Genomic DNA, 22,625 nt, shown 5'->3' with positions numbered 1-22,625 from the left:
TACCCCAATCCATAATCATTTGAAAGCGTTTAGATTATCACAAAACAAATCTTTAAAACAACCTTTACCTTATTATATATACTATTTAAAACCTTTCCATACCCTACCCTCAAAATCAAACCAAATCTTTACCCTCATAACCAAACCGCGTTAGGGATTGAGCGCCGCGACTGCCCGCCAAAACATAACTTTCGAACCGACAACCAACGCAGGAGAATGTCTGAGCTCTCACGCCTCTGGCGTGAAGCGAGGAGCGAAAGCCCGACACAGCATCGCACAAGATAACGCAGGGCGAGGCTGAGTAACGCCCAAAAAAAAAATGAACTTGAAATCACTTTAATATATTTATTCATAAAAAATCACATGAACAGTTAAAACTAGGAGCAATCACTCTTGTACACGAACTTTCAAGATGGTATCTTTGCACCCTTAATGCATAGATTATGATCAATATTACTCTCCCAGACGGCAGTGTAAAACAAATGGAAGCAGGCGTAACACCTATGGATGTTGCGAAAAACATTAGCGAAGGTTTTGCGCGTAACGTTATTTCTGCTTCATATAATGGGCAAACTATAGAAACTAGCACCCCACTCACCGAAGACGGGTCGCTTATATTATATACGTGGAGTAATGACGAAGGCAAAAAAGCTTTTTGGCACTCCTCTGCTCATATTTTAGCTCAGGCACTCGAAACATTGTATCCGAATGTCAAATTAACTATTGGTCCGGCCATCGAAAATGGTTTTTATTACGATGTTGATTTTGGTGATACTTCCTTTACGGAAAAAGACCTAGCTGAAGTTGAAAAGAAAATGCTAGAGATCGCAAGAGGAAAGCACGAATTTTCTATGCGTTCAGCGAGCAAGCAGGAAGCTTTAGACTTTTACAAAAAACAAGGAAATGAATACAAGGTCGAATTAATTGAAAACCTTGAGGATGGTACGATCACATTTTGCGACCACGATACTTTTACAGATCTATGTCGTGGCGGTCATATCCCTAATACTGGTATTGTTAAAGCAGTAAAATTAATGAGCATTGCAGGCGCATATTGGCGTGGTGATGAAAACAATAAACAACTTACCCGTATCTATGGCATCACATTTCCGAAGCAAAAAGACCTCACTGAATATTTAGCGTTATTAGAAGAAGCTAAAAAGAGAGATCACAGAAAGCTAGGGAAAGAACTAGAATTATTTACTTTTTCTCAAAAAGTAGGACAAGGCTTACCCTTGTGGCTTCCAAAAGGAGCTGCTTTAAGAGAGCGTCTCGAGAACTTTTTAAAGAAAGCACAGAAGAAAGCGGGTTACGAAATGGTGATCACACCACATATTGGCCAGAAGGAACTTTATGTAACTTCAGGACACTTCGCAAAATATGGCGAGGATAGTTTCCAATCGATCAAAACTCCAAATGAAGGTGAAGAGTTTATGCTGAAACCGATGAACTGTCCGCATCACTGTGAAATCTACAACAGCAAACCTTGGTCTTATAAAGATCTTCCGAAACGATTTGCAGAATTCGGCACGGTATATCGCTATGAACAGAGTGGTGAATTACACGGCTTGACAAGAGTACGTGGTTTTACACAAGATGACGCACACATATTTTGCACACCAGATCAGTTGGATAGTGAATTTAAAAAAGTGATCGATCTGGTCTTATATGTTTTTGGTTCCTTAGGGTTTGAAAACTTTACAGCTCAAGTGTCGCTTCGTGATCTTAGTAAGCCAGAAAAGTATATTGGTGATGTTGAGAATTGGGAAAAAGCCGAACAAGCAATTATAAATGCTGCGGAAGCCAAAGGCCTTGATTATGTTATTGAAACTGGAGAAGCTGCATTTTACGGCCCTAAGCTAGATTTTATGGTTAAAGATGCCCTCGGAAGAAGTTGGCAGCTGGGAACTATACAAGTAGATTACAACCTTCCGGAGCGATTCGATCTTACCTATAAAGGGAGTGACAACGAATTGCACAGACCGGTAATGATTCACCGCGCTCCTTTTGGAAGTATGGAGCGATTTATTGCTATTTTACTGGAGCATACAGGTGGAAATTTCCCACTCTGGTTGATGCCCGAGCAGGTAGCTATATTATCATTGAGTGAAAAATATGAGAAATACGCCGAAAAAGTTTTAAATTTGCTTGAAAAACACGAAATTCGCGCCCTTGTGGACAATCGCAACGAGACCATCGGTAAGAAAATTCGTGAAGCAGAAATGAATAAATTCCCGTATATGTTGATTGTAGGGGAACAAGAAGAAAAAGATGGTACGATAAGTGTAAGGAAGCATAGTGAAGGAGATCTAGGGACAATGTCTGTAGAAGCCTTCGGAAAAATGATTTCTGAAGCTGTTCGCCAAGAAATAAAAGAGTTTAACAATTAAAATTATATAGCCATAGCAATTCGTAGAAAAAGAAGCAGGGGTCCTGCAAGGATCATTAAAGAAGACCAACACAGAATTAACCGAAAAATTCGTGAGGAGGAAGTTCGCCTAGTAGGCGAGAATGTTGAAGTTGGGGTATACCCAATCAAGCAGGCTTTAGCCATAGCGGAAGAACAAGAGTTGGATCTTGTGGAAATTTCTCCTAATGCCAAACCGCCAGTTTGTAAGGTGATGGATTATAAAAAATTCGTCTACGAGCAAAAGAAACGGGAAAAGGTTATGAAAGCCAAGGCTACTAAAGTGATCATCAAAGAGATCCGTTTTGGACCTAATACCGATGATCATGATTATGAGTTTAAGAAGAAACATGCCGAAAAGTTCCTTAAAGACGGAGCCAAATTAAAAGCATATGTATTCTTTAAAGGTCGTTCTATCATATATAAAGACCAAGGAGAGATCTTACTATTAAAGTTAGCTCAAGAACTTGAAGAATATGGTAAGGTGGAGCAAATGCCTAAGTTGGAAGGAAAGCGTATGATAATGTTCATCGCACCTAAGAAAAAATAAATTGAATTAAAATATTTGTCATCTCTTGCAAATTGCTTCAGATGGCGAAGAGCGAAATAGTAATAAAAAAAGGAAACATGCCTAAACAAAAAACAAAATCTAGTGCCAAGAAGCGTTTTAAGCTTACAGGTTCTGGAAAAATCAAAAGAAAGCATGCGTTTAAAAGTCACATCTTAACAAAGAAGTCTAAAAAACGTAAGCTAAAATTAACTCACGACGGTTTGGTTGACAAAGCGGATGAGAGTAATGTTAAGCAAATGCTTCGAATGATGTAATTGCCTTAACCGGTTAAACTATTATTTAAACCCTGGAGTTGGGCTGTGAACAATGACTTCACGTCTGAGTAAACAATAAAGCACACGCCTCGCGTGTCGCCTGCTACAAAAACAATTAAAATTATGCCAAGATCAGTAAACAGCGTTGCTAAGAGAGCACGCAGAAAAAAAGTAATGAAACAAGCCAAAGGTTACTTTGGTAGAAGAAAAAACGTGTGGACAGTTGCAAAAAATGCTGTTGAGAAAGCAATGTCTTACTCATACAGAGACCGTCGCGCAAAAAAGAGAACGTTTAGAGCGTTGTGGATCACGCGTATCAACGCAGGTGCACGCCAACACGGAATGTCTTACTCTCAGTTTATGGGAGGATTAAAAACGAATGGGATTGAGCTTAACCGTAAGGTATTAGCAGATTTAGCAATGAATCACCCTGCAGCTTTTGAAGCCATTGTAAACAAAGTAAAGTAAGATAATTCAACAACCTATTATTTCGCTAAAAAGCCCTACTCATTTGAGTGGGGCTTTTTTTGTTTTATCAATTTTAAATATAACCAACATATTGCTCTACTTTTCTGCTTTTTTTGGGCGTTACCCAAACGCTCGCTATCTACCTTTAGCTATATTTTGAAATGCAAGCGCTCGCGCTGGGTCAGGCTTTCAGCATTACACGCCTGCCCGTCTGAAACAACTGTGCAGGCGGGGTAATTTGCCTCAATCCTTAACGCAAGGCTTTCGCGGAAAACAAACCGTTGTTATATATTTTTTGAATATTGGTAAACCCTATCTTCTAAAAAGAATCAGGTTTTTTGCTTTTTCTTCTTTGCTGCTGGAAACAAAACATTGTTTAAGATAAGTCTGTAACCTGGAGAGTTAGGATGTAAGGCTAATTCGGTCTTAGCATCCCCTACGCGATGCTGATAATCCTCTGGATCATGTCCCCCGTAAAATGTAAAGAAGCCTTTTCCCTTAATTCCATGGATATAGCGCGCCTCACCCGTAGCTTTATGTTCGCCCATGACGAGTACATTCGATTTGATCTCACTTCGATCATAACTAGTGGTTTGCCCCATAAAACCTTTGACCAAGGCCGTATGATTTTGAACCAGCATACACGGAATAGGATCCCACTTCGCCGAATAATCCATCAAACTAAAATAATCAGTCTCCTTAGAAACCCGTCGTTTGGTGGTCATATCGATGGAGGAAAATTCATAAACCATCGGGTTTCGCTCCAACATATAATCTTTAAATGCAAAGGTTTGTGTATAATCTATTTTACTTTGATACCCAGGTTCGCTAGGGTCTCCATCAAACATTGGCTCGCAGATATCAACGCCTTGTGCAGAAAGGGCGATATCAAAGCTATCGGTGGCGCTACACATCGCAAACATAAATCCGCCGCCCACTACATAGTCTCTAATTTTTAAAGCCACATCCCTTTTTGCTTCGGAAACTTTAGTATACCCTAATTTCGCAGCCAAAGCTTCGGCATTTTTCTTCTCCTGAATATACCAAGGCGCAGAACGATACATTCTGTAAAACTTACCATATTGCCCAGTAAAATCTTCATGATGTAAATGCAACCAATCATATAGCAACAATTGATCAGATAGTACTTCTTCATCGTATACTGTTGTATACGGGATCTCTGCATAGGTCAAAACCATAGTAACCGCATCATCCCATGGCAAATTTCCTTTGGGTGAATACACCGCAATTTTTGGTGCTTTTTCAAGCACAATGGCCTCCATATTTTGCGACGGACTGCTAATATCGGTCAGGATCTGTTCAGCATTTGAATTAGAGAGCACTTCAAAAGAGACACCTCTTATCTGGCATTCCTTTCTAATTTCTTCAGAATCTGGCAATAAAAAAGAGCCGCCTCTGTAATTGAGCAGCCATTTCACTTTTACATTGCGCTCTAATGTCCAATAAGTAATACCATAGGCTTTTAAATGTTCCTTTTGTCCTTCAGCATCCATAGGAATAAGAATGTAAGACGCGAACGTATTAGCAGAAACAAGAAAGAATAAGAAAAAAATAAAGGATCTAAGCATGTAACGAATATAATAATTATAACATTGAGATTCCCGCGAACACAGGATTGTTATAACGACAAAATTCATTCCATTATTGGCATTTAATGGGTTCTTTCAGAAAATACTTTAAGATTACACTCGTTTTTGAAGTATTGAAACAAATTTCAGTTTAATAAGTAGAAAATTAAAAGGGTACTTCATTATCATCTTCCGGGGAAAGATCATCATTCATACTACTTCCAAAGGCTTCATCAGCCGAAGGTAAATGATCTGGCTTGAAAGTATCGTCATTGGCGGCATCATTCATTCGTGACCCTATTTCAAAAGGAAAATCGAATGTTTCAAGGTTTTCAAACTTACCAAGATGTCCAACAAATTTCAAGCGTATCTCATCCAAACCACCATTACGGTGCTTAGCAACGATAAATTCGGCTTGGCCTGCCGTAGGACTCTGCTCTTCATCATCCCACTCATCAATTTTGTAGTATTCTGGTCGGTAGATAAACGAAACAATATCGGCATCCTGTTCGATCGCTCCAGATTCACGAAGGTCACTTAATAGAGGTCTTTTACTTCCTCCACGTGTTTCTACGGCACGAGAAAGCTGCGAAAGTGCAATAACAGGAACACCCAATTCTTTTGCCAACGCCTTTAAGTTTCGGGAAATAGTTGAGATCTCTTGTTCACGGTTTCCACCTCCTTTTTGATTTCCACCTGCGGTCATTAACTGTAAATAATCGATCATGATCAATTTAATTCCGTGCTGTGATGACAAACGACGTGCCTTTGCACGAAGATCAAAAATAGAAAGTGAAGGCGTGTCGTCAATAAACAAAGGTGCTTTTTCAAGGTTTTTCACCTTTACATTTAATTGCTCCCACTCGTGTTTTTCAAGATTTCCTGTACGAAGTTTTTCAGAATTCAAACCGGTTTCCGAAGAGATCAATCGTGTAATTAATTGTACCGAAGACATCTCCAAAGAAAAGAAAGCTACAGGAATATTGTGTTCTACAGCCATATTTCGGGCCATAGATAACGTTAATGCGGTTTTACCCATACCAGGACGTGCAGCGATAATAATTAGATCACTAGGCTGCCAACCCGATGTAAGTTTATCTACTTTATTAAAACCTGAAGGAATTCCTGAAAGACCTTCTCTATTGGCAATTTCTTCAATACGTTTTTTCGCTTGAATAACCAATTGCTGTGCAGTTTCTGAAGATCGTTTGATGTTCCCTTGCGTAATTTCATACAACTTACTTTCAGCCGTATCTAAAAGATCAAAAACATCGGTTGTCTCATCGTAAGAGTCCTCAATGATCTCACTTGATATTTTGATTAGCGATCGCTGAATAAACTTCTGTAAAATAATACGTGCGTGAAACTCAATATGCGCCGAAGAAGAGACCTTTTGGGTCAATTGCACAAGGTAAAACTCCCCTCCTGCCTTTTCTAATGTAGCATCCCGTTTTAATTGGGAGGAAACGGTTAATAAGTCTACAGGTTCACTATTTTCGAAGAGAGTATAAATAGCGTCAAAGATCAATTTATGCTTTTCGCTATAAAAAACTTCGCTGTGAAGAATATCAATTACCTCATCTACACCTTTTTTATCTATCATCATCGCTCCAAGCACAACTTCTTCTAAATCAGTTGCTTGTGGCGGTATTTTGCCTTTTTCAAGTGAGATCACTTGGCTGGAACTGCGCTTGTATGAGGTTTGAGGTTTCACTTTTTCCATGAGGACGAATGTAAAGAAATTGTTAACAGAAACCGTCTTTTTTGAAGGTCTCACTGTCCACCGATCATGAACAATTACACTGTTAATAAGTTAAGAATTTTGTTAATAACCACAAAAAAAACCGAAGGTTAAACTTCAGTTTTTTTCTAAAGGTTGGTATTACTACGATTAGCCTTTGAAGACACCCATTTCTGAATATTTATTCATGCGTTTTTCGACCAAATCTTTTGGTGATAAGTCTTTTAGATCATTGTATTCTTTCGTGATCGCATTCGCAACCGTTGCAAATGTCTTTTCTCGTTCGGTGTGCGCACCGCCCAAAGGTTCTCTTACGATAACATCAATGAGCTTTAACTTTTTCATATCTGTTGCCGTTAGTTTCAATGCTTCTGCAGCAGTTTCTTTAAACTCCCAGCTGCGCCATAAGATAGACGAACAACTTTCTGGAGAGATCACCGAATACCACGTGTTTTCAAGCATTAAAACACGGTCTCCAACGCCAATTCCCAAGGCACCACCACTTGCTCCTTCACCAATGATAACTACAATTATAGGCACCTTAAGACGTGTCATCTCAAGAATATTACGCGCAATCGCTTCTCCTTGTCCGCGTTCTTCTGCTTCCAATCCTGGATATGCTCCTGGCGTATCTATTAAGGTAACAACGGGTACATTAAATTTCTCGGCAGATTTCATCAAGCGCAGGGCTTTTCGATATCCTTCTGGATTTGCCATACCAAAATTTCGGTACTGTCGTGTTTTGGTGTTAAATCCTTTTTGTTGACCAATAAACATAAAACTTTGATCGCCGATTTTTCCGAGACCACCTACCATGGCCTTATCATCTTTAAAACCACGATCCCCGTGCAACTCCAAAAAAGAATCCCCACAAATGGCATTAATATAATCCATGGTGTAGGGACGGTTTGGATGACGAGACAGTTGTACTCGTTGCCAAGGTGTTAGGTTTTTATATATGTCCTTTTTAGTGTCTTTTAACTTTTGCTCGATCTGCTTGCAGGTATTTGATACATCAACATCACTGTCTTCCCCTATCTGACAAGCTTTTTCGAATTGCTCCTGCAATTCTTTAATAGGTAATTCAAAATCAAGATATTCCATACTGACTCTTTGATATGATTTTTTGGCTTAGCCTACAAATATAAAATATTGTTATCAGCTAGTTGCATTGGTTCTCTTTTTTCTTTGTCTTCGGTTCTTCATAATCCCGTTAGCTACCACTGTCACAAGGATGATACCTGCCCCATAATAAAACTCCGGACTCATATTTTCACTATCACCCAAAATAAGTAAAGCGAGAATAATTCCGTAGATAGGCTCCATATTTATCGTTAACATTATGGTATACGGACTTAGCCATTTCATTACGTGTAGCGAGGCAATAAAGGCGTATGCCGTACATGCCGAAGCCAAAATCAATAAATAGATCCAATCTGTGGTTTGTAACTGAAAAAATTCCGAAGTAAAACTACCGCTACCTATTAAGTAAACGGTAATGCAAGCTGTTCCGAAGAATAATTCATAAAATGAAACGGTTGCTGCGCTATACCGTGTTAAGTACTTTCCGTTCATTACTGAAAAAAGTGCTCCTAAAAATGACGCACATAAGGCGAGGACAATTCCCCACAGATATTCGGTTTCTACATTAAAGATCAGATACAATCCGGCAATGACGATTAGGCCGAAAAACACTTCGTACCCTATCACCTTACGTTTATAAAATAGCGGTTCTAAAAAGGATGTAAAGAAAGCGCCTGTTGACATAACGGCTAAAGTCACAGAAACATTTGAAATCTTGATTGCTCCAAAGAAAGCCAACCAATGCAATGCTATTATAAGACCAGCCAATGCGCAAAGGATGATTATTTTCTTCGGAAATTTGATTTTCTCTTTTCTGAATTTCAACCATACCAGAATGAGCCCGGAGGCTATCAACATACGATACCAAACCAATGGAATGGCCTCAATTGTAATGAGCGCACCGAGAACAGCCGTAAAGCCCCAAATAAAGACGATAAGGTGTAGATGTAAATAATGAAGTAGCTTATCGTTTCGCATTGCGCAACAAATAAATAGCTAAGAGTCCGAAGACAAAATTAGGAAACCACGTAGCTATAAAAGGTGAAAAGTCACTTTGCTCTGCCATGGTTCCGAAGATCTTATCAAAAAAGATAAAGATCATTCCAATAGAGATCCCTATAGCCAAATTGACACCCATTCCACCGCGTCGCTTTACCGAAGAAACCGCAACAGCTATAATGGTTAGAATATAGGCCGAAACAGGCAAACTCCAACGCTTATAGCGTACTACTTCATAACGGTTAATATAACTTGAACCACGGGCCTTCTCTCTACTAATAAAGTTGTTGAGTTCAGTAAAATTAAGTGTTTGCGCTATATATTCTACAGGCGTAAGATCTTCCAATTCGAAAGAAAAAACCGTATCCAGTGTGGCTTTCGATTCTAAACGGTCACCATCGACACCAATAGTTCGTTTGGTGTAATTAGACAAGCTATAACTACTGTCTTTTTCATTAAACTTGATCCTACTTGCCATCATTTTATAGACCATTTTATTGCCTTCAAAATGCTCTAGTGTAAAATTGTTTCCGGAGTTATCATTTACATTAAAGTAGCTTACATATATATAGTCGTTATTGTTAATCTGCCTATATACATTCTTTTGGTTACGATCTCGCTTCCCCTTCTTTAAATAGGTATATGAAAATTCGTTAAAGCCTTTACTCGCTCTTGGAGCCATATAATTGGCTAGAATTAGACCTCCAATACACACAATGGTTGCTCCTATCATATATGGTCTAAGAAAACGATAGTAAGAAACACCACTACTCAAAAATGCAATAACTTCTGTATTGTTGGCTAATTTTGACGTAAACCAAATTACGGATAAGAACAGAAATAGCGGAAAAAGTAGATTCGCAAAATAAATGGTGAAATCCCAATAGTAAAGAGCTACTTCAATAAAGGGAACTTCATTGGCGAGGATCTTATCTATTTTTTCGGCTAGATTTACTGTGATCCCAATGGGAATAAATAGCAAGAGCAATAGAGTAAACGTACCCAGGTATTTCTTTAGAATATATCTATCGAGAATGCTTAGCATACATTATAAGCGATTATCCATTTGCTTGACCATTTTGTTCTTCCACATTGTAAAGTCTCCCGCTAAGATATGTTTTCTGGCCTCGCGAACCAACCAAAGATAAAAGCCTAAGTTGTGAATAGTACATATTTGTCGCCCCAACATTTCATTAACGGTAAATAAGTGTCTTACGTATGCCTTACTATAAGCGGTATCTACCCATGTGATCGCCATTGGATCTATTTCAGAAAAATCATCTTCCCACTTCTTATTTTTTATATTGATCGTTCCATGGGCTGTAAACATCATCCCGTTACGACCGTTTCTTGTTGGCATCACACAATCAAACATATCAATCCCTAGAGCAATATTCTCTAAAAGATTAATAGGTGTTCCTACTCCCATAAGGTAGCGCGGTTTGTCCTTCGGAAGAATCGCTGTTACCACTTCGGTCATAGCATACATCTCCTCGGCTGGTTCCCCAACTGAAAGTCCGCCAATAGCATTCCCCGCGGCGCCCGCATTTGCTATATATTCGGCAGATTGTTGTCTAAGGTCTTTATAGGTACTCCCTTGAACGATCGGAAAAAAGGTTTGATCATAGTCATATCGCAAAGGTGTTTTCTCTAAATGAGTCATACATCGCTTTAACCACCTATGCGTCATGTGCATAGAGCGTTTTGCATAGTTGTAATCACAAGGATAAGGCGTACATTCATCGAATGCCATAATGATATCGGCACCAATTTTACGCTGAATCTCCATTACGTTTTCTGGCGTAAATACATGGTAACTCCCATCGATATGTGACTTAAATTTTACACCTTCTTCTTTGATCTTTCGGTTGGCCGAAAGCGAATAAACTTGGTAACCGCCACTATCAGTCAAAATATTGCGGTCCCAATTCATAAACTTGTGTAAACCACCCGCTTTTTCGAGAATATCGGTCTGCGGACGAAGGTATAAATGATAGGTGTTTCCGAGGATAATATCGGGGTTGATCTCTTCCTTTAGCTCCTTCTGGTGTACACCCTTAACGGTGCCAACGGTGCCAACGGGCATAAATATGGGCGTTTCAATGATACCATGATCTAATGTTATAGTGGCTGCGCGAGCTTGCGACTGAGGATCTGTTGTTTCTAATTTAAATTGCATGTTCTTTTTCTGAATTGGCAAAGATAGAAAGATTTGAGAAGCGGGATCAATGATTGAATGAGTTAATGATCAAATGATTTAATAAATGAATGAATGAATGAATGAGTTAATGAATGAATGGTGGATGGGTGACGGATTACGATTAAGCGCAACATATAAACTGAAAACTTTGAACTTTCAGCTTTGAACTTTGCCGGGATGTTAACTAAAACCTACAAATCGTTAATAACTGCCGCATCATGTGTTTTGCCTCCGCTACGGAAAGGATTAATTTTGACACTTGACAGAAAAACATACCATGACAGATATTAAACAATTGGAAGATCTAGTGATACAAGTACGTAGGGATATTCTACGCCAGGTACACAAAGTAAATTCGGGTCACCCTGGTGGCTCATTAGGCTGTACTGAATTTTTCGTAGCCCTCTATCAAGTTCTTATGGAACGAAAGGAAGGTTTCGATATGGATGGTAAAGATGAGGACCTCTTTTTTCTATCTAATGGTCACATTTCTCCTGTATTCTACAGTGTTTTAGCAAGATCGGGATATTTTCCAGTAGATGAATTAAACACTTTTCGTTTGCTAAATTCAAGACTTCAAGGGCATCCTACAACACATGAAGGACTTCCAGGGGTGCGTATCGCTTCAGGTTCATTAGGGCAAGGAATTTCAGTTTCTATTGGAGCTGCTGCTGCCAAAAAACTGAATCATGATTCACATCTTATCTACACCCTATGTGGGGACGGTGAATTACAGGAAGGACAAAATTGGGAAGCTATTATGTATGCTGCTGGGAATAAGGTCGACAACCTAATTGTAACGATCGACCTCAACGGGCAACAAATTGATGGATCTACAGAAAATGTACTTCCGCTAGGAAATCTCAAGCAGAAATTTGAAGCCTTTGGTTGGGAAGTGCTAACCATTTCAGAAGGAAATAATATAAAAGCTATTATTGACGGAATGAAAGCAGCCAAAGCGAAAACAGGGCAAGGCAAACCTATTTGTGTTTTGCTAAAAACAGTAATGGGTAATGGTGTTGATTTTATGATGCATACGCACGCGTGGCACGGTAAAGCACCTAATGATGAACAATTGGAAATTGCACTTGCACAAAACCCAGAAACTTTAGGCGACTATTAACTAAGTCATTCCGAAGAAAAGAAGTTTAACTAAAAGATACCCGCCTATGCGGGCAGTACCATGAAAACATATAAAGACACAGGCAAAAAAGATACACGATCCGGTTTTGGTGACGGACTTACCGAATTAGGGCTAAAGAATCCAAATGTAGTAGCTCTTTGTGCCGACTTAACTGGTTCCTTAAAGATGGATGAGTTTAAAGCAAACCACCCAGATCGCTTTTTTCAAGTAGGTATTGCCGAAGCAAATATGATCGGGATGGCTGCAGGAATGACCATTGGCGGAAAAATTCCGTTTACAGGAACCTTCGCTAATTTCTCCACAGGACGTGTATACGACCAGATCAGACAAAGTGTTGCTTATAGCGGTAAAAATGTAAAGATCTGTGCTTCGCATGCGGGTGTTACACTAGGAGAAGACGGTGCTACACATCAAATTTTGGAAGATATAGGGTTGATGAAAATGCTTCCAGGCATGACCGTGATCAACACTTGTGATTATAACCAAACAAAAGCAGCCACGCTTGCTATCGCAGAACATCAAGGTCCTGTTTATTTACGTTTTGGTCGGCCAAAAGTAGCTAATTTCACCCCGGCAGACCAAAATTTTGAAATTGGCAAAGCAGTGCATTTACAAGAAGGTAATGATGTCACTATAGTGGCTACAGGTCACCTAGTATGGGAAGCCTTGCTAGCGGCAGAGATATTACGGGAACAAAATATTAGCGCTGACGTAATTAACATTCACACTATTAAGCCTTTAGACAATAACGCTATACTCGCTAGCGTTAAAAAGACAGGCTGTATTGTTACTGCGGAAGAGCATAATTATTTAGGCGGTCTTGGCGAAAGTGTTGCTCGCGTTTTAGCCGAAAATGATCCAACACCACAAGAATTTGTTGCAACCCAAGACACCTTTGGAGAATCTGGTACCCCAGAGCAGCTAATGGAAAAATACGGCTTAAATGCTGATGCTATAGTTAAAGCAGCTAAGAAAGTAGTAAGTCGGAAATAATCTTTTTTTGCTCCACCTACATTTTGTAGACCTTCCGAAAGGTTGGGCAAAATAAAAAAGCCCCATTCAATTTGAATGGGGCTTTTTAGTGCAATTGTATTTATGTTTAATTATCTGGATCTAGATAATCTGGAGTTCCATCACCATCGGTATCGGTATATGTGATATTTCCGTTTCCATCAACTTCAATTTCATCTTTAGTCAAAATACCATCACCATCGTCATCTGCATCAAAATAGTTCGGGAAGCTATCATCGTCGGTATCATCATCCTCTTCTATACCATTACCGTTAAGATCTTCCACTTGTGACGGGATTCCGTCTTCATCGTGATCTGTTTCTTCCGTAAAGAAAACCTGAAACGTAAAATAGATCTGTGAATAGGCTTCCAACAAAATATCATTATTTGAATCTAGTGGTGTTTGGCTAAAATAGCCTAAACCTGAAGGAACAAAAACCGCCCCTACGCCGTAATTGAAGAACTCAATGGTTCCATCTGGATTACTTTCAAAGCCTGTTGCAGCATTAAACTGCGACAAACCGTCTTGAAATCCATTAACTACAGAAGTAAGATCAAATTGTACTGGAGTCACAGAATTGTCAAAAATTTCATTTGTTTCAATTTCGTAACCTGCATATGTTACAGAAACCGTATTGGTTGTTAACACTTCATCGCCTTCTCCTTGAATAACATTCAAATAATACAAATTATATGTAACATCTTCCTCAAAACGGTCTTGAACAACAATCATATCAACCTGATCTATTAAAGGTATTCTTGATATTGGATCATCGGTGTTGATTTCTTTAATAACGATTTGATAGTCGAAATCGGCTGGAGGAGCCGCAAATTCGTCGTAGTTATAGTAATGTGTTTCTAGGAAGTTTACAATATCAAACTCTGCATCTGCAGCTTCTTCAGCGCGATCTCTAAGTTCGGCAGACGAAATAGAAGAACTATCATCATCTTTCTTACATGAAACAATACTCATCCCGATAAGAAGGAGCAATAAAAATAAAGTCTTTTTCATTTGTTAATTTTGAGCGGGCAAGATACAAATTTCCGCTATTTTTGCTATCTATGTTAACGTTGTTTTTAGACTAATTGTATGCGGATTGATAAATATTTATGGTGTATTCGGTATTGTAAAACCCGCAGTATAGCAACGCGTATGTGCAAAAAAGGCGCTGTAAAAGTGAATGGGGATGCTGTAAAGCCTTCGAGGGACGTTTTTCCTGGAGATGTTATTTCGCTTCGGAAGAATCAAATTAACTATAAAATAGAAGTCCTTAATCTCCCGGAAAGCCGCTTAGGAGCTAAACTTGTAGACCTATACCGAAAAGACATAACTCCAAAAGAAGCCTTTGAACATACCGAACTTCTAAAGTATTCTAAAGAGTACTATCGGAAAAAAGGTGTAGGTAGGCCTACTAAAAAAGACCGACGAGATATTGATGATTATACAGATAGTGAAGAGTAATTTGACTCTCAAAGTTGTGTAAATAATTCGGCCCTAATATTTGTTCACCTTTTATATCTTTGAAAAAAATGTATGTATGACCCCTACCAGCACCATTATTTTAGATAAAAAGCAGATCGCTCATAAACTCAAGCGTATCGCCTATCAGATCTATGAAGCTAATATTGATGAAAAGGAAGTCATTATTGCAGGTATAATGGACAATGGTTTTATTCTTGCTAAAAAACTAAAAACCATCTTAGAGAAAATATCTCCCATTTCGGTTAAGCTATGTAAAGTGGCTATTGATAAGAAAAATCCAATTCTACCTATTAAGACTTCTTTGACTCCTTCGGAATACGAAAACAGATCATTGATCTTAGTAGATGACGTATTACATTCTGGAACTACCCTTATTTATGGAGTAAAACATTTTCTTGAAGTTCCGATGAAACAATTTAAAACAGCGGTTCTTGTAGACAGAAATCATAAGAAGTACCCTATTAAAGCCGATTTTAAAGGAATTTCCCTTTCTACATCCCTAAACGAAAATGTAGAGGTTGTATTTGAAAAACATAACGCTGAAGCGAGATTAATATAAAGTCGCTACAATAGCCTCAACAGCCGCCTCAACAGAAAATTTTGAGACGTCAATACTAATTTTGGCCTGATTGTAATAATAGGAACGCTCAAAGAGATGCTTCCGTATAAAATCATTCAATAACGCTTTTGTTTCAAGATGTGTGATCAACGGACGCTCAGCTCGTTCTTGGAAAAGTCGGTCTGTAAGCACATCTAATGATACTTTAAGATAAATGACATGTACAGACATATCTGCAATAAGTGACTGCATAACAGTTCCGTAGCAAGGAGTTCCTCCACCCGTAGCCAAGACGATATGATCTTTAGTAGACAGAATTTCGTTTAAAACTTCTGCTTCTTTTTTTCTGAAATAGATCTCCCCACGGCTCGCAAAAATTTCGGCAATGGAATTATTCTCTGATTCTTCTATCGCATGGTCAAGATCGACAAAAGAATGGTCTAAGGCCCGCGCTAGCGATTTCCCGACCGAAGATTTTCCACTTCCCATATAACCAACGAGTACAATTTTCATTCTGTAAAGATACGTATATAAGCAGTTTGCAGACGCGAAAGAATTCTCCGAAAATTTTATTAAAAATAGCTTTGATATATAAATATAATGATAGTATATTTGCACCCGCCTACGGGAACAGATATATGTGCTCAAGGTAAAAATAGTAGTCTCTAGGATTACTTCTTTGGTTTATTGACCTGGTAGCTCAGTTGGTAGAGCATCTCCCTTTTAAGGAGAGGGTCCTGGGTTCGAGCCCCAGCCAGGTCACTTTAAAAGTTGAACATTTTTGTTTGACTTTTTTTATTTAGTATTGTCTGCAATACACCCACCCGGGTGCTGGAATTGGTAGACAGGCACGGTTGAGGGCCGTGTGTCCTAGTGGCGTGTGGGTTCAAGTCCCATTCCGGGTACATCAAAGCTGTCTTTTTAGATAGCTTTTTTTTTTGGAAACATATCGAGCCACTAGCATAGGCGAAGCGAGGAAACGGCAAAGACGTAACTTTTTATCCGACTTTGACGTTTCCGAGCTCTATTAACTACAAAGCGCATTTCAGCCGTATTATAAAACTTGTTATTCTCGATCGCTATTAATCTCAATAAAAACCGAAGCCACTAGCATAGGCGAAGCGAGGAAACGGCAAAGACGTAACTTTTTATCCGACTTTGACGTTTCTGAGCGCTCTTAGTTATAAAGAAGAAAGCGTCCTTTTATAAAATTTACTGATTCCCAACACTATTAATCTCACAGTACATTATTATAATTTAACTATCTTTAAAAATTGAACTACCCCGAAACCAAAGCGGTTCTTTTGAAGTAAACATCTCCATGTCTGTAAAAAATCAATTCAGTATTAAAGATCTCGAAAACCTGAGTAATGTCAAAGCACATACCATTAGAATGTGGGAAAAACGTTATGATCTACTTCAACCTGATCGCACAAATACCAATATTAGAACTTATGACCTCGTTAATCTTAGAAAGCTATTAAACGTAAGCTATCTGTATAATGAAGGCTACAAAATTTCAAAAATAGCAAAGCTTAGTGATACCGAAATTCGTAAAATCGTTCAAACAAAAACCGCTACCAGAAAAGAAGATTCAGCTATCAATTCTTTTAAAAATGCTATGTTTAGCTTTTCTTCCGAAGAATTCAATTATACCTTTAATGACCTTGCCCAAAACTATTCCTTTAGACATATTTTCTTTGAAGTCTTTATTCCCCTACTAAACGATATCGGACAACTTTGGCAAACAAAAACGATCGATTCTGCCCATGAAAGCTTCATTTCTGAACTGATCAAAAGAAAGATCACCATAAATATAGATGACGCGCAAAACAAATTCGTTGAAAAGAACAAAACGAAAGTTGTATTGTTCCTTCCCTATGAAGAGATTCACGAGATTGGTCTACTATATACTTACTATGAGCTCATCAAAGCAGGTTATCAAACCGTATATCTTGGCTCCAATATTCCGCTTGATAGCCTAAACCTCCTATTGGCACCCAATGAGGATATTATTTTTCTTAGCTACCTTACCGTACAGCCCCAAAACTTATCATTAGTATCGTATATCGAGCAGTTTCAAACTTCCATCGCCAAACAACAACCTTGTCAGTTGTGGCTTATGGGACAGAAAACGAAAGAGCTCGACAAGACACAACTCGATGACAATATCAAGATCATCAATACCTTAGACACACTATTTCTGAGCCTTACTGAGCAAGCCATATCTTAAAAAAATGGTAAACTTTTAAGCTTCCGTCAATTTCGTTTAAATAAATTGTATTTTCGTTAAACAAAATGAATAAAAACATCGCCATTATCGGTTCTGGGTTTTCATCGCTTGCTGCGGCAAGCTATCTTGCAAAAGCAGGAAACACTGTTACCATCTACGAAAAGAACGCTACCATCGGTGGCCGTGCTCGTCAGTTGAAAGAAAACGGATTCACTTTTGACATTGGTCCAACATGGTATTGGATGCCTGATGTTTTTGAACGATTTTTTGCCGACTTCGGAAAGAAACCTTCAGATTATTACGACCTTATAAAGCTCAGCCCTGCCTACAGTGTCTACTTCGGAAAAAATGATTTTATCACCATCGAAGACACGCTCGAAAAAATATGTGCTGCCTTTGAATCCGAAGAACCTGGCAGCTCTGTAAAGCTGAAACAATTCATGGCGAAAGCACTCGATAACTATAACATCGCCATTAAAGATCTTGTATATCGCCCAGGGGTTTCACCCATGGAATTAGTGACACCCGTTACCATGAAAAAGATCGGGCAGTTTTTTAGTACCATAAGTAAAGAGGTTCGCAAAGAATTCAAAAATAAACGTCTTATCTCCATTCTAGAATTTCCAGTATTGTTTTTAGGTGCAAAACCATCAAATACACCTGCATTCTATAGCTTTATGAATTATGCCGATTTCGGATTGGGTACATTCCACCCCGTTAATGGTATGTATTCGGTGATTGAAGGAATGAAAGCGCTTGCCGAAAGTTTAGGGGTTACCATTAAGACCAACCAGAATGTAGCACAGATCCTTCTTGAAAATAACAATGCCGTTGGTATTAAAGTGGGTTCCGAAGAGATCAAAGCCGATGTCGTTCTTAGCGGTGCAGACTATCATCATACCGAAACTTTGCTTCCAGCTCATTTCAGACAATATTCTGAAGCTTATTGGGAAAAGAAGACCTTTGCGCCTTCTTCCCTACTATTTTATGTTGGCTTCAGTAAAAAAATAGAAAACGTTGAGCATCACACGCTCTTCTTTGATGTTGACTTTGAAGAACACGCACGTGAGATCTATGATGAACCCGCATGGCCGAAAGACCCATTATTTTATGCGAGCTTTCCATCAAAAACAGATCAGACCGCCGCGCCCGAAGGTCAAGAAGCTGGAATTTTCTTGATTCCCTTAGCGCCTGGTTTAAACGATACCGAAGCCTTGCGTAAAGAATATTTTGAAAAAATTATGATTCGTTTTGAGAAATTGACCAACCAAGACGTCAAAAAATACGTTATATTTAATAGGTCTTTTTGTATCAATGATTTTATAAATGATTACAATTCGTATAAAGGAAACGCCTACGGATTAGCAAATACATTGCTGCAAACAGCCTTTTTACGACCTAAATTAAAGAGTAAGAAAGTGAATAACCTTTTTTTTACGGGGCAACTAAGCGTTCCGGGACCAGGTGTTCCTCCTTCCTTGATTTCAGGTAAATTGGTCGCCGGACTTATCACTAAAGAAAAAAGAAATTGAAAGAAATTTTTGACATTGTATCACGATCTTGTAGCAAACAAGTGACTAACAGCTATAGCACCTCGTTCTCGTTGGCCACTAAAATGTTGGCACCATCGATACGTCAGGATATTTACAATATTTACGGCTTTGTTCGCTTTGCTGATGAGATTGTCGACTCCTTTCACGATTACGACAAAGAAATGCTCTTTAATCGGTTTGAAGCCGATCTAGACCATGCTTTAACGGAAAAGATCAGTCTGAATCCAATTTTAAATAGTTTCCAGGAATCTGTACATAAATATAATATTGAGCGATCCCTTATCGCTTCCTTTATGGATAGCATGCGTATGGATCTTGTTAAAACAGTCTATAAAACCGACGCCGAATACAAAGAATATATTTATGGCTCTGCCGATGTGGTTGGACTTATGTGCCTCAAAGTATTTGTACAAGGAGATACCAAAAAATTTGAGCAATTAAAAGCCTCAGCAATGTCTTTGGGCTCTGCTTTTCAGAAAGTAAACTTTCTACGCGATCTCAAAGCCGATTTCGAAGGTTTGAGTAGAACGTATTTTCCGAATACCAATTTAAATGCCTTAGATGAAACGTCTAAAGATCGTATCATTTCGGAGATCGAAGAAGATTTCAGAAAAGGCTATGAAGGCATCCTTTTACTTCCGCCAGAAGCTAAATTTGGTGTTTTTATGGCTTATCGATACTACAAACGACTTTTAAACAAACTCAGTAAAACTGCTGCTGTCGATATTAAAAATAGCAGAATTAGAGTGCCAGATTACGAAAAATTCGGCCTTTTAACCCGTAGCTACGTAAAATACCAACTAAAACTGGTAAAGTAAGAAAGAGCTTTCTAACCGTAAATTGGTACCTTTGAATATTGATAATTGAACTTATACAATGACTATCTTTTTTTGGATATTAATCTTTTTTACTACCTTTTGTATCATGGAATTTATGGCGTGGTTTACCCATAAATACGTAATGCACGGTTTTCTTTGGAAACTACACAAAGACCATCATCACAAGGATCACGGGAGTTGGTGGGAACGCAATGATTTCTTTTTTATATTTTACGCCGCCGTGAGCATAGGGTGTTTTATTGCGTGGCAATACTATGGCTTTTGGGCAGGATTACCTATTGGACTTGGTATTTTTGCCTATGGTGTAGCTTACTTTATGGTACACGATATTTTTATACACCAACGCTTTAAACTGTTTCGCAATGCCAACAATTGGTATGCAAAGGGAATTCGACGCGCGCACAAGATCCATCACAAACATTTAGGCAAAGGAGATGGCGAATGTTTCGGTATGTTGGTTCCGCCTTTGAAGTACTTCAAAAAATAACCGAATGGAATACTTGTATTTGTATCTGAATATAGGTTCGTTCGTCGTGCCGTTTCTATTCAGTTTTCATCCAAAACTTCAATTCTACAAAAAATGGAAAAGTCTCGTAATTGGTATTTTTGTTATGATGACCTTCTTTATTTCTTGGGATGTGATCTTTACAAATAACGGTTTTTGGGGTTTTAACGACGCTTACATTACAGGCTATAAAATACTAAATCTTCCTATTGAAGAATGGCTCTTTTTTATCTGTATTCCGTATGCCTGTCTGTTCACACATTATTCGTTAAAATACTTTTTTCCGAAGTTTTCCTTTTCAGAAAAAGCAACTTCGATCTTCGTAATATCACTATTATCAGTACTTATTGTTAGCCTTTGGTACTATTACGATCGTTGGTATACGCTTATAAATTTCGGTTACGCTATTGTCCTTCTTGGCGCAGTTTATAACTTCCGAAGAAAAGATCTGCAACAGTTTTTACCTACATTTTTAGTCATTCTCGTTCCGTTTTTTATCGTAAACGGCGTATTAACGGGCACTGGAATTGAAGATCAAGTAGTTTGGTATAATGATACCGAAAATATGGGTATAAGAATCCTTACCATCCCTGTTGAAGATAGTATTTACGCCTTAGGAATGCTCCTTACCGTCTATGTGATCATGCAAACCCTCCTCGAAAGATCAAAAAAAACGGCTTGACCTTGTCATCTTTTTAATGTATTTTTATACAGCTAAGCTCCCCCGCTTAACGCAGTGCAATGTTGAAAAGCCGTGCACTTACCAACATGACCATAAATTTAAAACCTATTGTTCATCGCGGAAACCCGTGTATTGGTTGCTATTTTCCGTTTAATAAAAGTGTAAAAGAAATTTTAAAGCAGTTTCGCGGAATGCGCTGGAGTGCGAGTAAAGAATGTTTTTATGTTGATTATTCTTCGGAAACACTTACACAACTCAATACATTTTTACGCTCCTTTCAACTAGAGGTAGATACCCAATCTTTTAAGAGTGAGCGTTGGAGTAAAACGGTTAGCAATCGCCTAGAACGGGATCGACTGCCTTTACTAACTTCGGAAGGGCAAGAAATCTTAAAATCCTATTTAAAATATTTAAACGGAAAGCGATATAGCGAAAGTACACTAAGTGTCTACGGAAGTTTTATCGAAGAATTTCTTCGTTTTAACGCTAACAAACCCGCAGAAACTCTTAGCAAAGACGATGTTCGCTTATATGTTGAATGGGCTGTTAGGAAGTTGCGATACGCTATTAGTACCCATAGACAATTAATAAGTGCCATTAAGCATTTTGCTTATTTCTACCCCGAATGTGCTATTGATGCCGAACAGATCGAAGCGCCAAAAAAGGACCGAAAGTTGCCTGTAGTTTTAGGAAAAGAGGAGGTTTTGCAGCTTTTACAAGTAACGCGGAATTTAAAGCACCGAACGGTCATTGCCCTACTCTACTCTTGTGGACTGCGCATTGGTGAGCTCATTGATTTACGACTAAGTCATTTTGATTTTAACCGAATGCAACTCACCATACGAAATTCAAAGGGCCGGAAAGATAGAATGGTGATATTGGCCGAAAGTTTTTTGCCTCTTTTTAAAAATTATTATCTCACGTACAAGCCTGAAGTTTATTTTGTAGAAAACCCCAAAGGCGGAAAATACGCACCTACAACAGTACGCACATTTTTAAAACAAAGCTGTATATTAGCTGGAATAACGAAGCGTGTTACACCGCATACATTACGCCACAGTTACGCCACTCATTTGTTGGAAAATGGCACTGATATTAGGTATATTCAGGCATTGTTGGGGCACAGTAAACCAGAAACAACGATGGTTTATACACATGTTGCCATGCGCGATTTACGCAGCATTCGAAATCCGTTGGACGCTGCCTTGGCAAATCACGACACGCATAAAGACGATAGTTCCCCATACTTATCTGGTGACATGTACGGGATAAAGACTATAAAATAGAATCTATAACCAGTTAGG

Annotated in this window: 22 protein-coding genes and 2 tRNA genes; 16 read left to right on the top strand and 8 right to left on the bottom strand. The window is 38.6% G+C overall.

The features are described from left to right. Window positions 1-443 precede the first annotated feature (443 nt). The 4 genes from thrS (at window position 444) to rplT (ending at window position 3,700) form a co-directional block, all read left to right on the top strand. Window positions 444-2,390, top strand: a complete 1,947-nt coding sequence (thrS, locus tag ACY2RU_RS17150; RefSeq protein ID WP_490139710.1) for a threonine--tRNA ligase — start codon at window positions 444-446, stop codon at window positions 2,388-2,390. A 54-nt stretch (window positions 2,391-2,444) separates the two neighbouring features. After that, window positions 2,445-2,957: a translation initiation factor IF-3 gene (infC, locus tag ACY2RU_RS17145; RefSeq protein ID WP_490139712.1), complete on the top strand. Its 513-nt coding sequence runs from the start codon at window positions 2,445-2,447 to the stop codon at window positions 2,955-2,957. A gap of 77 nt (window positions 2,958-3,034) precedes the next feature. Beyond that, window positions 3,035-3,232 carry a 50S ribosomal protein L35 gene (gene rpmI, locus ACY2RU_RS17140; RefSeq protein ID WP_490139709.1) on the top strand — a complete coding sequence of 66 codons (198 nt, stop codon included), beginning with the start codon at window positions 3,035-3,037 and terminating at the stop codon, window positions 3,230-3,232. Window positions 3,233-3,355: 123 nt separating this feature from the next. Then, window positions 3,356-3,700, top strand: a complete 345-nt coding sequence (rplT, locus tag ACY2RU_RS17135; RefSeq protein ID WP_490139708.1) for a 50S ribosomal protein L20 — start codon at window positions 3,356-3,358, stop codon at window positions 3,698-3,700. A gap of 329 nt (window positions 3,701-4,029) precedes the next feature. On the opposite strand, the gene ACY2RU_RS17130 is transcribed toward rplT, so the two are convergent. The 6 genes from ACY2RU_RS17130 to tgt form a co-directional block, all read right to left on the bottom strand. After that, a complete protein-coding gene (locus tag ACY2RU_RS17130) occupies window positions 4,030-5,214 on the bottom strand; it encodes an asparagine synthetase B (protein WP_490139711.1) in 1,185 nt (394 codons plus the stop codon). A gap of 241 nt (window positions 5,215-5,455) precedes the next feature. Then, the gene (gene dnaB, locus ACY2RU_RS17125) at window positions 5,456-7,012 is read right to left on the bottom strand and encodes a replicative DNA helicase (protein ID WP_490139707.1); all 1,557 of its coding nucleotides are present in this window, start codon (window positions 7,010-7,012) and stop codon (window positions 5,456-5,458) included. Between the two features lie 168 nt (window positions 7,013-7,180). Beyond that, entirely contained in the window at window positions 7,181-8,134 is a 954-nt protein-coding gene (locus ACY2RU_RS17120) for an acetyl-CoA carboxylase carboxyltransferase subunit alpha (protein ID WP_490139706.1), read from the bottom strand. Between the two features lie 54 nt (window positions 8,135-8,188). After that, on the bottom strand, window positions 8,189-9,091 hold the full coding sequence (locus ACY2RU_RS17115) for a DMT family transporter (RefSeq protein WP_490139705.1): 903 nt from the start codon (window positions 9,089-9,091) through the stop codon (window positions 8,189-8,191). Further along, window positions 9,078-10,157, bottom strand: a complete 1,080-nt coding sequence (locus ACY2RU_RS17110; RefSeq protein WP_490139704.1) for an LptF/LptG family permease — start codon at window positions 10,155-10,157, stop codon at window positions 9,078-9,080. Before ACY2RU_RS17110 ends, ACY2RU_RS17115 begins: the two co-directional genes overlap by 14 nt. 3 nt (window positions 10,158-10,160) lie before the next feature. Further along, complete coding sequence (gene tgt, locus ACY2RU_RS17105) at window positions 10,161-11,291, bottom strand: tRNA guanosine(34) transglycosylase Tgt (protein ID WP_490139703.1); 1,131 nt, start codon at window positions 11,289-11,291, stop codon at window positions 10,161-10,163. Between the two features lie 298 nt (window positions 11,292-11,589). On the opposite strand from tgt, the gene ACY2RU_RS17100 reads away from it, so the two are divergent. Further along, complete coding sequence (locus tag ACY2RU_RS17100) at window positions 11,590-12,435, top strand: transketolase (protein ID WP_490139702.1); 846 nt, start codon at window positions 11,590-11,592, stop codon at window positions 12,433-12,435. Between the two features lie 60 nt (window positions 12,436-12,495). Continuing rightward, the gene (locus tag ACY2RU_RS17095; RefSeq protein WP_490139701.1) at window positions 12,496-13,449 is read left to right on the top strand and encodes a transketolase family protein; all 954 of its coding nucleotides are present in this window, start codon (window positions 12,496-12,498) and stop codon (window positions 13,447-13,449) included. Between the two features lie 106 nt (window positions 13,450-13,555). Here ACY2RU_RS17095 and ACY2RU_RS17090 read toward each other — a convergent pair whose 3' ends face one another. Then, window positions 13,556-14,479 carry an FKBP-type peptidyl-prolyl cis-trans isomerase gene (locus ACY2RU_RS17090; protein WP_490139700.1) on the bottom strand — a complete coding sequence of 308 codons (924 nt, stop codon included), beginning with the start codon at window positions 14,477-14,479 and terminating at the stop codon, window positions 13,556-13,558. Between the two features lie 78 nt (window positions 14,480-14,557). Between ACY2RU_RS17090 and ACY2RU_RS17085 the strand changes: the two genes are divergently transcribed. Further along, complete coding sequence (locus tag ACY2RU_RS17085; RefSeq protein WP_490139699.1) at window positions 14,558-14,929, top strand: RNA-binding S4 domain-containing protein; 372 nt, start codon at window positions 14,558-14,560, stop codon at window positions 14,927-14,929. A gap of 76 nt (window positions 14,930-15,005) precedes the next feature. Then, window positions 15,006-15,509, top strand: coding sequence for a phosphoribosyltransferase family protein (locus ACY2RU_RS17080; protein WP_490139698.1), 504 nt, complete (start codon window positions 15,006-15,008; stop codon window positions 15,507-15,509). Here ACY2RU_RS17080 and ACY2RU_RS17075 read toward each other — a convergent pair. Next, the gene (locus ACY2RU_RS17075) at window positions 15,501-16,022 is read right to left on the bottom strand and encodes a shikimate kinase (protein WP_490139697.1); all 522 of its coding nucleotides are present in this window, start codon (window positions 16,020-16,022) and stop codon (window positions 15,501-15,503) included. The two genes, ACY2RU_RS17080 and ACY2RU_RS17075, sit on opposite strands and share 9 nt — an antisense overlap. Before the next feature lie 176 nt (window positions 16,023-16,198). Here ACY2RU_RS17075 and ACY2RU_RS17070 point away from each other — a divergent pair. The 8 genes from ACY2RU_RS17070 (at window position 16,199) to ACY2RU_RS17035 (ending at window position 22,607) form a co-directional block, all read left to right on the top strand. Beyond that, window positions 16,199-16,271: transfer RNA gene (locus tag ACY2RU_RS17070), tRNA-Lys, on the top strand. Between the two features lie 60 nt (window positions 16,272-16,331). Continuing rightward, window positions 16,332-16,414, top strand: a tRNA-Leu gene (locus ACY2RU_RS17065). 416 nt (window positions 16,415-16,830) lie between these two features. Next, window positions 16,831-17,742: a MerR family transcriptional regulator gene (locus ACY2RU_RS17060; protein WP_490139696.1), complete on the top strand. Its 912-nt coding sequence runs from the start codon at window positions 16,831-16,833 to the stop codon at window positions 17,740-17,742. A 65-nt stretch (window positions 17,743-17,807) separates the two neighbouring features. Continuing rightward, entirely contained in the window at window positions 17,808-19,274 is a 1,467-nt protein-coding gene (locus tag ACY2RU_RS17055) for a phytoene desaturase family protein (protein ID WP_490139695.1), read from the top strand. After that, window positions 19,271-20,113 (top strand): phytoene/squalene synthase family protein, encoded by an 843-nt coding sequence (locus ACY2RU_RS17050; protein ID WP_490139694.1) that lies wholly within the window; start codon window positions 19,271-19,273, stop codon window positions 20,111-20,113. The genes ACY2RU_RS17055 and ACY2RU_RS17050 overlap by 4 nt, the downstream gene beginning before the upstream one ends. Before the next feature lie 58 nt (window positions 20,114-20,171). After that, window positions 20,172-20,621, top strand: a complete 450-nt coding sequence (locus ACY2RU_RS17045) for a sterol desaturase family protein (RefSeq protein ID WP_490139693.1) — start codon at window positions 20,172-20,174, stop codon at window positions 20,619-20,621. A 4-nt stretch (window positions 20,622-20,625) separates the two neighbouring features. Beyond that, window positions 20,626-21,321 (top strand): lycopene cyclase domain-containing protein, encoded by a 696-nt coding sequence (locus ACY2RU_RS17040; RefSeq protein ID WP_490139692.1) that lies wholly within the window; start codon window positions 20,626-20,628, stop codon window positions 21,319-21,321. Between the two features lie 59 nt (window positions 21,322-21,380). Further along, entirely contained in the window at window positions 21,381-22,607 is a 1,227-nt protein-coding gene (locus ACY2RU_RS17035; protein ID WP_490139691.1) for a tyrosine-type recombinase/integrase, read from the top strand. Window positions 22,608-22,625 lie beyond the last annotated feature (18 nt).

This window comes from Ulvibacter sp. 2305UL32-6, from assembly GCF_058148545.1.
Note: the sequence above shows the minus strand (reverse complement) of the source record. Positions and strands in the feature narration are given on the sequence as shown.

Bases quoted from the DNA above. Each gene is read 5' to 3' on its own strand.
- thrS (WP_490139710.1), top strand. From the start codon at position 444: ATGATCAATATTACTCTCCCAGACGGCAGTGTAAAACAAATGGAAGCA.
- rpmI (WP_490139709.1), top strand. From the start codon at position 3,035: ATGCCTAAACAAAAAACAAAATCTAGTGCCAAGAAGCGTTTTAAGCTT.
- rplT (WP_490139708.1), top strand. From the start codon at position 3,356: ATGCCAAGATCAGTAAACAGCGTTGCTAAGAGAGCACGCAGAAAAAAA.
- ACY2RU_RS17130 (WP_490139711.1), bottom strand. From the start codon at position 5,214: ATGGATGCTGAAGGACAAAAGGAACATTTAAAAGCCTATGGTATTACT.
- dnaB (WP_490139707.1), bottom strand. From the start codon at position 7,012: ATGGAAAAAGTGAAACCTCAAACCTCATACAAGCGCAGTTCCAGCCAA.
- ACY2RU_RS17120 (WP_490139706.1), bottom strand. From the start codon at position 8,134: ATGGAATATCTTGATTTTGAATTACCTATTAAAGAATTGCAGGAGCAA.
- ACY2RU_RS17115 (WP_490139705.1), bottom strand. From the start codon at position 9,091: ATGCGAAACGATAAGCTACTTCATTATTTACATCTACACCTTATCGTC.
- ACY2RU_RS17110 (WP_490139704.1), bottom strand. From the start codon at position 10,157: ATGCTAAGCATTCTCGATAGATATATTCTAAAGAAATACCTGGGTACG.
- tgt (WP_490139703.1), bottom strand. From the start codon at position 11,291: ATGCAATTTAAATTAGAAACAACAGATCCTCAGTCGCAAGCTCGCGCA.
- ACY2RU_RS17100 (WP_490139702.1), top strand. From the start codon at position 11,590: ATGACAGATATTAAACAATTGGAAGATCTAGTGATACAAGTACGTAGG.
- ACY2RU_RS17095 (WP_490139701.1), top strand. From the start codon at position 12,496: ATGAAAACATATAAAGACACAGGCAAAAAAGATACACGATCCGGTTTT.
- ACY2RU_RS17090 (WP_490139700.1), bottom strand. From the start codon at position 14,479: ATGAAAAAGACTTTATTTTTATTGCTCCTTCTTATCGGGATGAGTATT.
- ACY2RU_RS17085 (WP_490139699.1), top strand. From the start codon at position 14,558: ATGCGGATTGATAAATATTTATGGTGTATTCGGTATTGTAAAACCCGC.
- ACY2RU_RS17080 (WP_490139698.1), top strand. From the start codon at position 15,006: ATGACCCCTACCAGCACCATTATTTTAGATAAAAAGCAGATCGCTCAT.
- ACY2RU_RS17075 (WP_490139697.1), bottom strand. From the start codon at position 16,022: ATGAAAATTGTACTCGTTGGTTATATGGGAAGTGGAAAATCTTCGGTC.
- ACY2RU_RS17060 (WP_490139696.1), top strand. From the start codon at position 16,831: ATGTCTGTAAAAAATCAATTCAGTATTAAAGATCTCGAAAACCTGAGT.
- ACY2RU_RS17055 (WP_490139695.1), top strand. From the start codon at position 17,808: ATGAATAAAAACATCGCCATTATCGGTTCTGGGTTTTCATCGCTTGCT.
- ACY2RU_RS17045 (WP_490139693.1), top strand. From the start codon at position 20,172: ATGACTATCTTTTTTTGGATATTAATCTTTTTTACTACCTTTTGTATC.
- ACY2RU_RS17040 (WP_490139692.1), top strand. From the start codon at position 20,626: ATGGAATACTTGTATTTGTATCTGAATATAGGTTCGTTCGTCGTGCCG.
- ACY2RU_RS17035 (WP_490139691.1), top strand. From the start codon at position 21,381: ATGTTGAAAAGCCGTGCACTTACCAACATGACCATAAATTTAAAACCT.